Here is a 13,344-nt window from a genome sequence, read left to right as displayed (position 1 = left end):
TTGTGTACGGGCGTACACAACGCCTCCCGTTACCGTATGGCGCATGACTTATGCCCCTGGGCCGTACGGGTACGGCTACGCGCCCGTCCCCCCGCCGCCGAAGCCCGGCGTGATACCCCTGGCGCCGCTCGACCTGAACCACGTCCTGTCGGGGGCGTTCGGCGCCTACCGCCGGCACTGGAAGGCGCTGTTCGGCATGGCGGTGGCCGCCTACGCGCTGGCCGCCGTGGTGGTCGTCGGCCTCGGCGCGGCCGGCTGGGCCGCCCTCTCCGGCCCGTGGCGGGCCATGGGCGACACCCCCTCCACCGGGGACGCCGGCCTCTCCGACCTGGCGCCGCTCTTCGTCGGCCTCGCCGGTCTCTGGCTGGTCACCGCCCTGGGGGTGCTGGTGGCGACGGGCCTGCTGCACGGGGCCGTCGCGGTCGTGGTCCAGGAGGCGGTGCTCGGCCGCCGGGTCGGCTTCGGGAGGGTGTGGCGCGGGGCCTGGTCGCGGCTCGGCTCGGTGCTCGGCACGGTCGTCCTGCCGGCCCTGGCCGCCCTCGTGCCGGCGCTGCTCTTCCTCTTCGGGGCATGCCTGATGCTGGGCGCGATGATCGCGAGCATCGACGCGAACGAGGGCGTCGACAACGGCGCCGGGCTCGCGCTCACCGGTCTGCTCGTCCTGCTCCTGAGCGCGGCGACGATGCCGCTCGCCCTCTGGATCTGGGTGAAGTTCAGCCTCGCCCCGACCGCCGCGGTCGTCGAGTCGGCCGGCGCCCTGACCGCCCTGCGCCGCTCGGCGCAGCTGGTCCGCGGCTCCTGGTGGCGGGTCTTCGGCTACACGCTGGTCATGGCGCTGATCGTCGGCGGCGTCTCGTTCGCCGTGCAGATGGCGATCTCCGTGGTGACGCAGGCCTCGGTCTTCGCCGTCCCGCTCGCCCAGCACGCCACCCCCGGCACCGTCTTCGCGTCCGTCGCCACCATGGCGCTCACGGGCGGCCTCGTCCAGCTGCTGACCCAGCTGCTCCTCGGCCCGCTCCTGCCGCTGACCTCCGGCCTCCTCTACGTCGACCAGCGCATCCGCAAGGAGAACCTGGCCCCGGTCCTGGCCGCGACGGCGGCCAGGACCTGACGGACACGAGAAGAGGCCCCCGGCGATGCCGGGGGCCTCTTCTCGTGTCCGTCAGGTCACGTCTCAGACGTTGAAGCCGAGCGCGCGGAGCTGCTCGCGGCCGTCGTCGGTGATCTTGTCGGGGCCCCACGGGGGCATCCAGACCCAGTTGATCCGCAGCTCACTGACGATGCCGTCGGTGGCGGAGCGGGCCTGGTCCTCGATGACGTCGGTCAGCGGACAGGCCGCCGAGGTCAGCGTCATGTCCAGCGTCGCGACGTTGGAGTCGTCGATGTGGATCCCGTAGATCAGGCCGAGGTTGACGACGTCGATGCCCAGCTCGGGGTCGACGACGTCGTACAGCGCCTCGCGGATCTCCGCCTCGCTTGCGGGCTGAATGGATACAGTCTCGGAGGCCGGCTTGATCGTGGCCTCGATGTTCTCAGTCATGCCGACTTCCTCTCCGCGTCGCCCAGGGCCTGGGCGGTCGCGTCCTTCCACGCCATCCAGCTGAGCAGCGCGCACTTCACCCGGGCCGGGTACTTGGAGACGCCGGCGAACGCCACGGCGTCCTCCAGCACCTCCTCCATCGCGTCGTCCGGCTCGACCTGGCCCTTCGACTGCATCAGCTCCAGGAAGGTCTCCTGGATCTTCCGCGCCTCGGTCAGCTCCTTGCCGACGAGCAGCTCGTTGAGGACGGAGGCCGAGGCCTGGCTGATGGAGCAGCCCTGGCCCTCGTACGACACGTCCGCGATGCGCTCGCCGTCGTACTTCACGCGGAGCGTGATCTCGTCGCCGCACGTCGGGTTGACGTGGTGCACCTCGGCGTCGCCGTCCCGCAAGCCCCGCCCGTGCGGGTGCTTGTAGTGGTCCAGGATGACGTCCTGGTACATCGAATCCAGCTTCACAGCGCGTCCCCTAGCCGAAGAAGTTCCGGACGTGCTCCAGCCCCTCGACCAGGGCGTCGACCTCGGCCGGGGTGGAGTACAGATAGAACGACGCCCGCGTGGTCGCAGGAATTCCGTACCGCAGGCAGACCGGCCGCGCGCAGTGGTGGCCGACCCGGACCGCGATGCCCTGCTCGTCGAGGACCTGGCCCACGTCGTGCGGGTGGATGTCCCCGAGCGTGAAGGAGATCGCCGCGCCGCGGTCCTCGGCCGTGGTGGGGCCGATGATCCGCAGGTCCGGGACCTCCTGGAGGCGGCGGACGGCGTACTCGGTGATCGCGTGCTCGTGGCGCGCGATGTTCTCCATGCCGATCGCCGACAGGTAGTCCACGGCCGCGCCGAGGCCGACGGCCTGGGCGATCGGGGGCGTACCCGCCTCGAACTTGTGCGGGGCCGGGGCGTAGGTGGAGGAGTGCATCGAGACGGTCTCGATCATCTCGCCGCCGCCGAGGAAGGGCGGGAGGTCCTCCAGGAGCTCCTGCCGTCCCCACAGCACGCCGATGCCGGTCGGGCCGCACATCTTGTGGCCGGTGAAGGCCACGAAGTCGGCCTGGAGCGCCTGCACGTCCAGGACCTGGTGCGGGGCCGCCTGCGAGGCGTCGATGCAGACGAGCGCACCGACCTCCTGGGCGCGCCGGACGATGGTCTCGACCGGGTTCTGGGTGCCGAGCAGGTTGGAGACCAGCGTGAAGGAGACGATCTTCGTCTTCTCCGTGATGACCTCTTCGATGTTCGACAGGTCGAGACGGCCGTCGTCGGTGAGGCCGAACCACTTCAGCTTCGCGCCGGTGCGCTGCGAGAGCAGCTGCCACGGGACGATGTTGGAGTGGTGCTCCATCTCCGTGATGGCGATCTCGGTCTCGTGGTCCACGCGGTAGGGCTCGTCGGCCCAGCCCAGCATGTTGGCCACGAGGTTGAGCGACTCGGAGGCGTTCTTGGTGAAGATCACCTCGTTGCGGCTCGGCGCGTTGATGAAGGCGGCGACCTTGTCGCGGGCGCCCTCGTACAGCGCGGTGGCCTCCTCGGCGACCGTGTAGACGCCGCGGTGGACGTTGGCGTTGTGCCGCTCGTAGTAGGCGTTGAGCGCGTCGAGGACCTGTCGCGGCTTCTGCGAGGTGGCCGCGGAGTCCAGGTACACGATCTTCTTGCCGTCGTGGACCGTGCGATCCAGGAGCGGGAAGTCCTTGCGGATCGCCTCGGTGTCGAGGAGGCCGGTCAGCCCCTGATGGGCGGAAGTCACGCGGATGCGCCACCCTTCACGTACTTGTCGTAGCCCTCGTTCTCCAGCTGGTCGGCGAGCTCGGCGCCGCCGGACTCGACGATGCGGCCGTTCGCGAACACGTGCACGAAGTCGGGCTTGATGTAGCGCAGGATGCGCGTGTAGTGGGTGATGAGGAGGGTGCCGACCTCACCGGACTCGCGGACGCGGTTGACGCCCTCGGAGACGATGCGCAGGGCGTCGACGTCGAGGCCGGAGTCGGTCTCGTCGAGGATCGCGATCTTCGGCTTGAGGAGCTCCAGCTGGAGGATCTCGTGGCGCTTCTTCTCACCGCCGGAGAAGCCCTCGTTGACGTTGCGCTCGGCGAAGGCCGGGTCCATGGACAGCTTGTCCATGGCCTCGCGGACCTCCTTGACCCAGGTGCGCAGCTTGGGGGCCTCGCCGCGGATGGCGGTGGCGGAGGTGCGCAGGAAGTTGGAGACCGAGACGCCGGGGACCTCGACCGGGTACTGCATGGCGAGGAAGACGCCGGCGCGGGCGCGCTCGTCGACGGACATCTCCAGGACGTCCTCGCCGTCGAGGGTGACGGTGCCGCCGGTGACCGTGTACTTGGGGTGACCCGCCAGGGAGTACGCCAGGGTCGACTTGCCGGAGCCGTTGGGGCCCATGACCGCGTGGGTCTCACCCTGCTTGATGGTCAGGTCGACGCCCTTGAGGATCTCGCGGGGGCCGTTCTCCGCCTCGACGGAGACGTGCAGGTCGTGGATTTCGAGCGTTGCCATGGGTGACTCAGGACTCCTGGGTGACGGAGACGAGCACATCGTCCCCTTCGATCTTTACGGGGTACACGGGGACGGGGCGCGTCGCGGGAAGGCCGGACGGCTTGCCGGTACGGAGGTCGAAGCTGGAACCGTGCAGCCAGCACTCGATGGCGCAGTCCTCGACCTCGCCCTCCGAGAGGGAGACGTTGGCGTGCGAGCAGATGTCGTTGATCGCGAACACCTCGCCCTCGGTGTGGACGACCGACACCGGCGTGCCGTCGACCTCGACCCGCTTCGGGGTGTCGGCCTCCAGCTCGCTGAGCGCGCAGACGCGGACGAAGGCCATCAGACGGAAGCCTCCAGCTCGGCCTCGACCTTGGCGATCAGGCGCTCCTCGACGTCGGGCAGGCCGATCTGCTGGACCAGCTCGGCGAAGAAGCCGCGGACGACGAGGCGGCGGGCCTCGGTCTCCGGGATGCCGCGGGCCATCAGGTAGAAGAGCTGCTCGTCGTCGAAGCGGCCGGTGGCGGAGGCGTGGCCGGCGCCGGCGATCTCGCCGGTCTCGATCTCCAGGTTCGGCACCGAGTCGACCCGGGCGCCGTCGGTGAGGACGAGGTTCCGGTTGAGCTCGTAGGTGTCGGTGCCCTCGGCGGCGGCCTGGATGAGGACGTCGCCGATCCAGACCGCGTGCGCGTCCTGGCCCTGGAGCGCGCCCTTGTAGGCGACGTTCGAGGTGCAGTGCGGGGTGTTGTGGTCGACGAGGAGGCGGTGCTCCTGGTGCTGGCCGGCGTCGGTGAAGTACAGGCCGAAGAGCTCGGCGGAGCCGCCGGGGGCGGTGTACTCGACCCGCGGGTGGATGCGCACCAGGTCGCCGCCGAAGGTCACCACGACCGACTTGAAGGAGGCGTCGCGGCCCACGAGGGCGTTGTGCTGGGCGACGTGGACGGCCTTCTCGTCCCAGTCCTGGACGGAGACGACGGTGAGCTTGGCGCCGTCGCCGAGCACGTAGTCCACGTTGGCGGCGAGCACCGCGTCACCGGTGTGGTCGATGACGACGACGGCCTCGGCGAAGGCGCCGAGCTCGATCACCTGGTGGCCGAAGGCGACGCCGCCCTCGCCGTGCACGGCGATCCGGATCGGCTCGGCGAGCACGGCCTCCTTGGCGACGGTGACGACCGACGCCTTCTCGAAGGAGGAGTACGCCTGGGCGGCGACCCGGTCGACCGGCTTGGCCTTGCCGAGGCGCGCGTCGTCGCGGCCGACGGTCTCCACGGTGACGCCCTCGGGGGCCTCGATCTCGACCCGGACGCCCTCGCCGGTGGCGACGGCGGTGCCGTCGTGCAGACCGCGGAGGCGGGCGAGCGGGGTGAAGCGCCACTCCTCCTCGCGGCCGTGCGGGACGGGGAAGTCCGCGACGTCGAAGGACGGCGGGGCGCTCATGCGGGTGGCGACGGTGGACTCGGCGGCCACCGCGATCGAGCCCGCGGTGGTGGAGCCCGCGGGGATGTTCTGAGCCTCAGCCATGGCTGTCGTCTTGCTCTCTTCCTGCGTAAGAAATCAGTCGCTGCGGTACGGGTGGGGCGGTGGCGGTACTAGCCGACCGCGCCTTCCATCTGCAGCTCGATCAGCCGGTTCAGCTCCAGCGCGTACTCCATCGGCAGCTCCTTGGCGATCGGCTCGACGAAGCCTCGGACGATCATCGCCATGGCCTCCTGCTCGGAGAGGCCGCGCTGCATCAGGTAGAAGAGCTGGTCCTCGGAGACCTTGGAGACCGTGGCCTCGTGGCCCATGGTCACGTCGTCCTCGCGCACGTCCACGTACGGGTACGTGTCGGAGCGGGAGATGGTGTCGACGAGCAGGGCGTCGCAGAGGACGTTGGACTTGGCGCCGGGGGCGCCCTCGCCGATCTCGATCAGGCCGCGGTAGGAGGTGCGGCCGCCGCCGCGCGCCACCGACTTGGAGACGATGGACGAGGAGGTGTTCGGGGCCAGGTGGACCATCTTGGCGCCGGCGTCCTGGTGCTGGCCCTCGCCCGCGAAGGCGATGGAGAGCGTCTCGCCCTTGGCGTGCTCGCCCATGAGGTAGACGGCCGGGTACTTCATGGTGACCTTGGAGCCGATGTTGCCGTCGACCCACTCCATGGTGGCGCCCTCGTAGGCGACGGCGCGCTTGGTCACCAGGTTGTAGACGTTGTTCGACCAGTTCTGGATGGTCGTGTAGCGGCAGCGGCCGCCCTTCTTCACGATGATCTCGACGACCGCGGAGTGCAGCGAGTCGGAGGAGTAGATCGGGGCGGTGCAGCCCTCGACGTAGTGGACGTAGGCGTCCTCGTCGACGATGATCAGCGTCCGCTCGAACTGGCCCATGTTCTCCGTGTTGATGCGGAAGTAGGCCTGGAGCGGGATCTCGACGTGCACGCCCTTCGGCACGTAGATGAACGACCCGCCGGACCACACGGCCGTGTTCAGCGAGGCGAACTTGTTGTCGCCGACCGGGATGACGGTGCCGAAGTACTCCTTGAAGAGCTCCTCGTGCTCCTTCAGCGCGGTGTCGGTGTCGACGAAGATGACGCCCTGCTCCTCCAGGTCCTCGCGGATCTGGTGGTAGACGACCTCGGACTCGTACTGGGCCGCGACACCGGCGACGAGGCGCTGCTTCTCCGCCTCCGGGATGCCGAGCTTGTCGTACGTGTTCTTGATGTCCTCCGGCAGGTCCTCCCAGGACTCGGCCTGCTTCTCGGTGGACCGCACGAAGTACTTGATGTTGTCGAAGTCGATGCCGCCGAGGTCGGATCCCCAGGTGGGCATGGGCTTCTTGTCGAAGAGCTTCAGGCCCTTGAGGCGGAGCTTCAGCATCCACTCGGGCTCGCTCTTCTTCGAGGAGATGTCGCGGACGACGTCCTCGTTCAGGCCGCGCTTGGCGGTGGCGCCTGCGGTGTCGGAGTCGGCCCAGCCGTACTCGTACCGACCCAGGCCCTCAAGCTCGGGGTGGCTGATCTCGGTGGTCATGCGGGCTTCCTCCCGGCCGTACTTGCGGATGCTGTCTCAGTGGTCTGCGGGGTGCTGTGCGGGATGAACGTGGTGCAGACGCCGTCACCGTGGGCGATGGTGGCCAGACGCTGGACGTGCGTTCCCAGGAGGCGGGAGAAGATCTCCGTCTCCGCCTCGCACAGCTGTGGGTACTGCTCGGCGACGTGGGCGACCGGGCAGTGGTGCTGGCAGAGCTGCTCGCCGACCGGCGCGTTCCGCGCAGTGGCAGCGTACCCGTCCGCCGTCAAGGCCTTGGCCAGAGCCTCGGCCCGCTGTTCGGGCTCCACCGACTCGACGGCCTCGCGGTAGTTCTCGGCCTGGGCCTCGATCCGGTCGCGGGCGAAGGCCGCGACGGCGGCCTCTCCCCCGGCGTTGCGCTCGATCCAGCGGAGCGCCTCGACGGCGAGGGAGTCGTACGACTGGTCGAAGGCGTCCCGGCCGCCGTCGGTGAGGGCGAAGACCTTCGCCGGGCGGCCGCGGGTCCGTGCGCCGTAGACGCGCTTCTCGCGGGCCTCGACGACCTGCTCGGCGACGAGCGCGTCGAGGTGCCGGCGGACGGCGGCCTGGGTGAGGCCGAGCCGCTCGGCGAGGTCGGCGACCGTCGACGGGCCGTGATCCAGGATGGACCGCGCGACCCGGTTGCGGGTCGACCGCTCTCGGGTTGCGAGTTCCTCCGAAGGAGCCGCGCCAAGGTTTTTCACAACGCCATTGTTGCGTAATTAATCAGGCAGTGACAAGCGGCGCCGGAAGCGGTCACGATGGCGTGCATCACTCAGGTAAGGCTTACCTGACCTGCGGAAACGATCATTGGTGGGATGAATCCGGGGCCCGGACGGTCGGGCCCCGCCCACCCTCTCCTAGACTTCCGGGCATGCGAAACGAGTCCGTCGACACCGCCGTCCGCGTCCGCGGCCTGGTCAAGCGGTACGGCACCAAGACCGCCGTCGACGGCCTCGACCTCGACGTACGGACCGGCACCGTCACCGCCGTCCTCGGCCCCAACGGCGCCGGCAAGACCACCACCATCGAGACCTGCGAGGGCTACCGCAGGCCGGACGCCGGCACCGTCCGCGTCCTCGGCCTCGACCCCCTCGCCGACGCCGCCGCCCTGCGCCCCCGCGTCGGCGTGATGCTCCAGTCCGGCGGCGTCTACTCCGGCGCGCGCGCCGACGAGATGCTCCGCCACATGGCGAAACTGCACGCCCACCCGCTCGACGTCGACGCGCTGATCGAACGCCTCGGCCTCGGCTCCTGCGGCCGTACGACCTACCGGCGGCTCTCCGGCGGCCAGCAGCAGCGGCTCGCCCTCGCCATGGCCGTCGTCGGCCGCCCCGAACTGGTCTTCCTCGACGAGCCCACCGCCGGCCTCGACCCGCAGGCCCGCCGCGCCACCTGGGACCTCGTCCGGGAGCTGCGCGCCGACGGCGCCACCGTGGTCCTCACCACCCACTTCATGCAGGAGGCCGAGGAGCTCGCCGACGACGTCGCCATCGTCGACGCCGGCCGGGTCGCCGCCCAGGGCAGCCCCGAGCAGCTCTGCCGCGGCGGCGCCGAGAACACCCTCCGCTTCACCGGCCGCCCCGGCCTCGACCTCGGCTCCCTGCTCAAGGCGCTCCCGGACGGCACCGAGGCCGCCGAGCCGCTCCCCGGCACGTACCGCATCACCGGCACCGTCGACCCCCAGCTGCTCGCCACCGTCACCACCTGGTGCGCCCAGCACGGCGTGATGCCCGACCGCATCTCGGTCGAGCGCCACACCCTCGAAGACGTCTTTCTGGAACTGACCGGCAAGGAGCTGCGCGCATGAGCGCCGGTACGTACGCGCCGAAGCCGGGGGCCGCCCCCGTCGGGCGGATGATCGCGGCCCAGACGGCCCTGGAGACCCGGATGCTGCTCCGCAACGGCGAGCAGCTCCTCCTCACGGTGATCATCCCGTCCCTCCTGCTGGTGCTCTTCTCGACCGTCGACGTCGTCGACACGGGCGACGGGAAGGCCGTGGACTTCCTCGCCCCGGGCGTCCTCGCGCTCGCCGTGATGTCCACCGCCTTCACCGGCCAGGCCATCGCCACCGGCTTCGAGCGCCGCTACGGCGTCCTCAAGCGGCTCGGCGCCTCCCCGCTGCCCCGCTGGGCCCTGATGACCGCCAAGACGCTCGCCGTCCTGGTCACCGAGGTCCTGCAGATCGCGCTCCTGACCGCGATCGCGTTCGGCCTCGGGTGGTCCCCGCACGGCAACCCGCTCGCCGTGCTGCTCCTCCTCGTGCTCGGCACCGCCGCCTTCTCCGGGCTCGGCCTGCTGATGGCCGGCACGCTCAAGGCCGAGGCGACCCTCGCCGCCGCCAACCTCGTCTTCCTGCTGCTGCTCGTCGGCGGCGGGGTGATCGTCCCGCTGGAGAAGTTCGGCGCGGCCGGCGACGTGCTGGCGCTGCTGCCGATCTCCGCCCTCTCCGACGGCCTCAGGGACGTCCTCCAGGACGGCGCGGGGATGCCGTGGGCCGACGCCGGGATCCTCGCCGTCTGGGCCGTCCTGGGCCTCGGCGCGGCGGCGAGGTTCTTCCGCTGGGAGTAGCGGCACCGAGCCAGAGGGTGACGTTTCCCGACAAGCCACCCCTCGTGAAAGCGTGCACAAGCCCGCGCCTACGATAGGGCCCGTGCAGACCCCCCTCGCCTTCATCGCCCAGCGCTGGACTCCGTCCCCCCGGATCCTCCGGCGCGCCGCGCTCTCCGCCGTCGTGATGAGCGTGCTCATCATCGTCACGGGCGGCGCGGTCCGGCTGACCGGTTCCGGTCTCGGCTGCGACACCTGGCCGAAGTGCACGGACGACAGCCTGATCGTGACGCCCGAGCAGGGCTACCGCGGGCTGATCGAGTTCGGCAACCGGATGCTGACCTACGTCCTCTCGGCCGCCGTCGGCTGGGCGATCATCGCCGCCCGCTCGACGAAGCCGTGGCGCCGCGGCCTCACCCGCTGGGGCTGGGTGCAGTTCTGGATCGTGATGAGCAACGCCGTCATCGGCGGCATCACCGTCTGGATGGGCCTCAACCCGTGGACCGTGGCCGGCCACTTCCTGGCCGCCAACGCGCTGCTGACCGTCGCCGTGATCACCTGGCACCGGACCGGCGAGGGCGACACCGCCCCGCGTCCGCGCGTGCCGGGGCCGGTACGGAAGCTGTCCTGGGCGATCAGCGTCACCTCGGGCCTGCTGATCGTGCTGGGCACCACGGTGACCGGCGCCGGCAAGCACGCGGGCGACAGCAGCGACGTGCCCCGCATGCCGTGGGACTGGACGAACGCCGCCCACCTCCACGCCATCGCCGCCTGGGCCGTCTGCGCCCTCGCCGTCGCCATGTGGCTGGTCCTGCGCGTCGTCGACGCCCCGGACGACACCCGCGCCCGCGCCCGCGACCTGCTGATCGTCCTGCTGGCGCAGGGTGCCGTGGGCTATGTCCAGTACTTCACCGGCGTCCCGGAGCTCCTGGTCGCCGCCCACATGCTCGGCTCCTCGCTGATGTGGATCGCGGTGCTCCGCCTGGCCCTGAGCCTGCGCGAGCGCCCACTGGCCACCCCGGAGATCCCGGCCCAGGCGGACCCGGAGCTCGCGAAGGCCTGAGCCCGGCTCAGGCCAGCCGGTAGACCCGCGTCGCGTTCTCCGCCGCGATCATCGCGGCGACCCGCTGGGCGTCGGTACGGGACCAGGCGCCGTCCTGGACCCAGGCGCCGAGCACCCGGCCGAGGGCGGTGCGGAAGGCGCTCGCGGCGACCACGTGCAGCTCGGGCAGGGCGCGGGCGCCGCTGGAGTAGAGCAGCTTGCCGAACGGGGCGAGCTCCAGGACCTCGGCGAGGACGTCCGCCGCCCGCGCCCCGGTGTGCGCCAGGGCGGCGCCCAGGTCGGCGTAGAGGTGCGGGAAGACGGCCGCCATCCGGGCGGCCGTGCGGTGGTGCGGCGTGCCGTGCAGCAGCACGAGGTCGGCGCCGAGCCCGGCGGTGGCGGCGGCGAAGCCGGCCAGTCCGGCCGGGTCCCGGTCCCCGGTGTGCAGCTGGAGCGGCCGGCCCGCGCCCACCGCGATCCACAGCAGGCGGCGCAGCAGCACCGGCGAGTCGAGGGGGCCGCCGGCGGTCCGCTGCGCGAGCCAGCGTCCGGCGGCGCGGCGGGTCTCGGCGCGCCCGGGGGGCTCCGCGTCGGCGGCGAGGCCGCAGCGCGCGGCGGAGACCGAGGAGAAGGCCACGGAGCGCGTCGCGGCGTCCTGGACGGCCTCGGTGAGGTTCGCGAGGAAGGCGTCCACGGTGCCCGAGGTGTCGGCGACCTGCTGGGCGAGGGGTTCGAGGCGGACGATCTCGTGGGCGCGGGCCTCGCCCGCGGCCGCCAGCTCGGAGGGCCCGGTGAGATCGCCGGGGAGGCCGGTGTCGACGAGGTACGTGGCGATGCCGGCGGCGCGCAGCAGCCGGCGGCCGGTCTCGGCGACGCCGAGCTCGCGGCGGCGGGCGAGGTAGCGGGCCGGCGGGCAGTGGGGTTCGAGACCGAGGAGCGGCGGGCACCAGCGCCGTACGGCGAAGCCCGTCTGGGTGTCGAAGAAGGTGGTGCCGGAGGCGGGCAGCACGGCGGCGGGGCCGAGGTGGGCCTCGAAGGTGCCGAGGCCCAGCTCCGTCCGGAGCACCCCGTGGCAGTACTGGTCCACCAGGCGCGGCGTGTCGATCATCTCGGGGGCTCCCTGCGTGGACGTGTCTCCACACGTCCTAACGGGTGAGCCCCGTGCGAGGTTGTTGCCTGGGAGCCCCGGCGTCGCCCGATCCGCCCGCCGCGGCGAGCGGTCCGGCCGTCACCTGTCCGGCCGTCACGGGCACGGCGGGTCGCCGGGCCGGCGGTCGCCGGTCCGGGCGGCGCCGGTTCAGGCGTTGGCGGGGCCGCCGAGCTGGATGCCGGCCATGCGGGTCCACTCGTAGGGGCCGGTCACGACCTTCGCGGCGAACTCGCCGTCGAACTCGTCGTGCAGGGTCAGCTCGGCCTTCTCCGCGGCCTGCTGGGCGATCGCGTACGTGGGGGCCACCAGGTCGCCCCAGCCGCCGTCCTCGCCGACGAGGACGATCCGGGTGCCGGCCTGGCCGATGTGGGCGAGCTGGCCCTCGACCCCGCCGTGCTCCTTGCCGAAGGCGCGGATCTCCTTGGCCAGCTTGGCCGCCTTGCGCGCGTCGCGCGGGGCGACGGCCGTGGTGTCTTCCTTGGTGTCTGCCATGACAAGGATGCTACCGAGCGGTAGATCGACTGACGACGGCCGGGCCGCGTGGGACAGCCCACACGACCCGGCCGTCGGAGCCGGAGGACGGCTAGCGGAGGAAGGGGTCCACCGCGACCGCCACGAAGAGCAGCGAGACGTAGGTGATGGACCAGTGGAAGAGGCGCATCTCCTTGAGCTGCGCGCCGGTGACCTCGGACTTGGCGCGGTTGAGGAGGCCGTGCGCCTCCCAGAGCCACCAGCCGCCGGTGGCCAGGGCGACGGCGGTGTAGAACCAGCCGGTGTAGCCCAGCGGGGTGAGCAGCAGCGAGACCGCGACCATGACCCAGCTGTAGGCGACGATCTGCTTGGCGACGACCTTGTTGGAGGCGACCACGGGGAGCATGGGCACGCCCACGCGCGCGTAGTCCTCCTTCACCTTCATCGACAGCGGCCAGTAGTGCGGCGGCGTCCAGAAGAAGATGACCATGAAGAGGATGACGGCGGCCCAGGACATCGAGTTCGTGACCGACGACCAGCCGATGAGGACCGGCATGCAGCCGGCGATGCCGCCCCAGACGATGTTCTGCGCGGTGCGCCGCTTCAGGAGCATCGTGTAGATCACGACGTAGAAGAGGAGCGCGCCGAGCGAGAGCCAGGCGGAGAGCCAGTTGACCAGCAGGCCGAACCAGAGGGTGGAGACGACGGCCAGGGTGAGGCCGAAGACCAGGCCCTCGCGCGGCGAGACCATGCCGGTGACCAGCGGGCGCTGCGCGGTGCGGTCCATCAGCGCGTCGATGTCGCGGTCGATGTACATGTTGAGCGCGTTGGCTCCGCCGGCGGAGAGGTAGCCGCCGAAACAGGTGGCGAGCACCAGCCACAGGTCCGGCACGCCCTGCTCGGCGAGGAACATCACCGGAACGGTGGTGATGAGCAGCAGTTCGATGATCCGCGGCTTGGTCAGCGCCACGAATGCCTTGACGCGGGCCCCGAACGGCCGATGGCCCCCCGGGCCGTTAGCCAGGTCGACCCCTGCGGGTCGGGACTCGACGGCCGTCACGCACACCCCTGACAGAGAAATCCCAGCA

15 protein-coding genes are annotated in these 13,344 nt (G+C 71.1%); 4 read left to right on the top strand and 11 right to left on the bottom strand.

The window, feature by feature from the left end; translation table 11 throughout:
• Nucleotides 1-43 precede the first annotated feature (43 nt).
• Nucleotides 44-1,111: an oxidoreductase gene (locus ABZ621_RS04810; RefSeq protein WP_360600689.1), complete on the top strand. Its 1,068-nt coding sequence runs from the start codon at nucleotides 44-46 to the stop codon at nucleotides 1,109-1,111.
• A gap of 63 nt (nucleotides 1,112-1,174) precedes the next feature.
• Here the strand turns inward: ABZ621_RS04810 and ABZ621_RS04805 are convergent, their stop codons facing one another.
• From ABZ621_RS04805 to ABZ621_RS04770, 8 genes are all read right to left on the bottom strand, one after another.
• Entirely contained in the window at nucleotides 1,175-1,540 is a 366-nt protein-coding gene (locus tag ABZ621_RS04805; protein ID WP_360600687.1) for a metal-sulfur cluster assembly factor, read from the bottom strand.
• Nucleotides 1,537-1,998 carry a Fe-S cluster assembly sulfur transfer protein SufU gene (gene sufU, locus ABZ621_RS04800; protein ID WP_169085950.1) on the bottom strand — a complete coding sequence of 154 codons (462 nt, stop codon included), beginning with the start codon at nucleotides 1,996-1,998 and terminating at the stop codon, nucleotides 1,537-1,539. Before sufU ends, ABZ621_RS04805 begins: the two co-directional genes overlap by 4 nt.
• A 10-nt stretch (nucleotides 1,999-2,008) precedes the next feature.
• The gene (locus ABZ621_RS04795) at nucleotides 2,009-3,277 is read right to left on the bottom strand and encodes a cysteine desulfurase (protein WP_169085948.1); all 1,269 of its coding nucleotides are present in this window, start codon (nucleotides 3,275-3,277) and stop codon (nucleotides 2,009-2,011) included.
• Nucleotides 3,274-4,038 (bottom strand): Fe-S cluster assembly ATPase SufC, encoded by a 765-nt coding sequence (gene sufC, locus ABZ621_RS04790; RefSeq protein ID WP_360600684.1) that lies wholly within the window; start codon nucleotides 4,036-4,038, stop codon nucleotides 3,274-3,276. Before sufC ends, ABZ621_RS04795 begins: the two co-directional genes overlap by 4 nt.
• 7 nt (nucleotides 4,039-4,045) lie before the next feature.
• A complete protein-coding gene (locus ABZ621_RS04785; protein ID WP_030322524.1) occupies nucleotides 4,046-4,363 on the bottom strand; it encodes a bifunctional 3-phenylpropionate/cinnamic acid dioxygenase ferredoxin subunit in 318 nt (105 codons plus the stop codon).
• Nucleotides 4,363-5,541: a Fe-S cluster assembly protein SufD gene (gene sufD / locus ABZ621_RS04780; protein WP_360600682.1), complete on the bottom strand. Its 1,179-nt coding sequence runs from the start codon at nucleotides 5,539-5,541 to the stop codon at nucleotides 4,363-4,365. Before sufD ends, ABZ621_RS04785 begins: the two co-directional genes overlap by 1 nt.
• A 68-nt stretch (nucleotides 5,542-5,609) precedes the next feature.
• A complete protein-coding gene (gene sufB, locus ABZ621_RS04775; protein ID WP_360600680.1) occupies nucleotides 5,610-7,025 on the bottom strand; it encodes a Fe-S cluster assembly protein SufB in 1,416 nt (471 codons plus the stop codon).
• Nucleotides 7,022-7,747 carry a metalloregulator ArsR/SmtB family transcription factor gene (locus tag ABZ621_RS04770; RefSeq protein WP_360600678.1) on the bottom strand — a complete coding sequence of 242 codons (726 nt, stop codon included), beginning with the start codon at nucleotides 7,745-7,747 and terminating at the stop codon, nucleotides 7,022-7,024. Before ABZ621_RS04770 ends, sufB begins: the two co-directional genes overlap by 4 nt.
• A 170-nt stretch (nucleotides 7,748-7,917) precedes the next feature.
• Between ABZ621_RS04770 and ABZ621_RS04765 the strand changes: the two genes are divergently transcribed.
• From ABZ621_RS04765 to ABZ621_RS04755, 3 genes are read left to right on the top strand one after another with little or no spacing between them, the layout of a single operon-like run.
• Nucleotides 7,918-8,853: an ABC transporter ATP-binding protein gene (locus ABZ621_RS04765; RefSeq protein ID WP_360600676.1), complete on the top strand. Its 936-nt coding sequence runs from the start codon at nucleotides 7,918-7,920 to the stop codon at nucleotides 8,851-8,853.
• Nucleotides 8,850-9,614 carry an ABC transporter permease gene (locus ABZ621_RS04760; protein WP_360600674.1) on the top strand — a complete coding sequence of 255 codons (765 nt, stop codon included), beginning with the start codon at nucleotides 8,850-8,852 and terminating at the stop codon, nucleotides 9,612-9,614. The genes ABZ621_RS04765 and ABZ621_RS04760 overlap by 4 nt, the downstream gene beginning before the upstream one ends.
• A gap of 52 nt (nucleotides 9,615-9,666) precedes the next feature.
• Nucleotides 9,667-10,656 (top strand): COX15/CtaA family protein, encoded by a 990-nt coding sequence (locus ABZ621_RS04755; RefSeq protein WP_360600673.1) that lies wholly within the window; start codon nucleotides 9,667-9,669, stop codon nucleotides 10,654-10,656.
• A gap of 7 nt (nucleotides 10,657-10,663) precedes the next feature.
• Here the strand turns inward: ABZ621_RS04755 and ABZ621_RS04750 are convergent, their stop codons facing one another.
• The 3 genes from ABZ621_RS04750 to ABZ621_RS04740 all read right to left on the bottom strand — a co-directional run bounded on the left by ABZ621_RS04750 (nucleotide 10,664) and on the right by ABZ621_RS04740 (nucleotide 13,316).
• Entirely contained in the window at nucleotides 10,664-11,743 is a 1,080-nt protein-coding gene (locus ABZ621_RS04750; RefSeq protein ID WP_360600671.1) for an amidohydrolase family protein, read from the bottom strand.
• 189 nt (nucleotides 11,744-11,932) lie between these two features.
• Nucleotides 11,933-12,277 carry a hypothetical protein gene (locus ABZ621_RS04745; protein WP_360600669.1) on the bottom strand — a complete coding sequence of 115 codons (345 nt, stop codon included), beginning with the start codon at nucleotides 12,275-12,277 and terminating at the stop codon, nucleotides 11,933-11,935.
• A gap of 91 nt (nucleotides 12,278-12,368) precedes the next feature.
• A complete protein-coding gene (locus tag ABZ621_RS04740; RefSeq protein WP_360600667.1) occupies nucleotides 12,369-13,316 on the bottom strand; it encodes a heme o synthase in 948 nt (315 codons plus the stop codon).
• Between the last annotated feature and the right edge of the window lie 28 nt (nucleotides 13,317-13,344).

This window comes from Streptomyces sp. NPDC007863 (genome assembly GCF_040633895.1).
In the GTDB taxonomy this organism is placed as follows: domain Bacteria; phylum Actinomycetota; class Actinomycetes; order Streptomycetales; family Streptomycetaceae; genus Streptomyces.
This window is presented reverse-complemented; position numbering and strand designations above follow the sequence as displayed.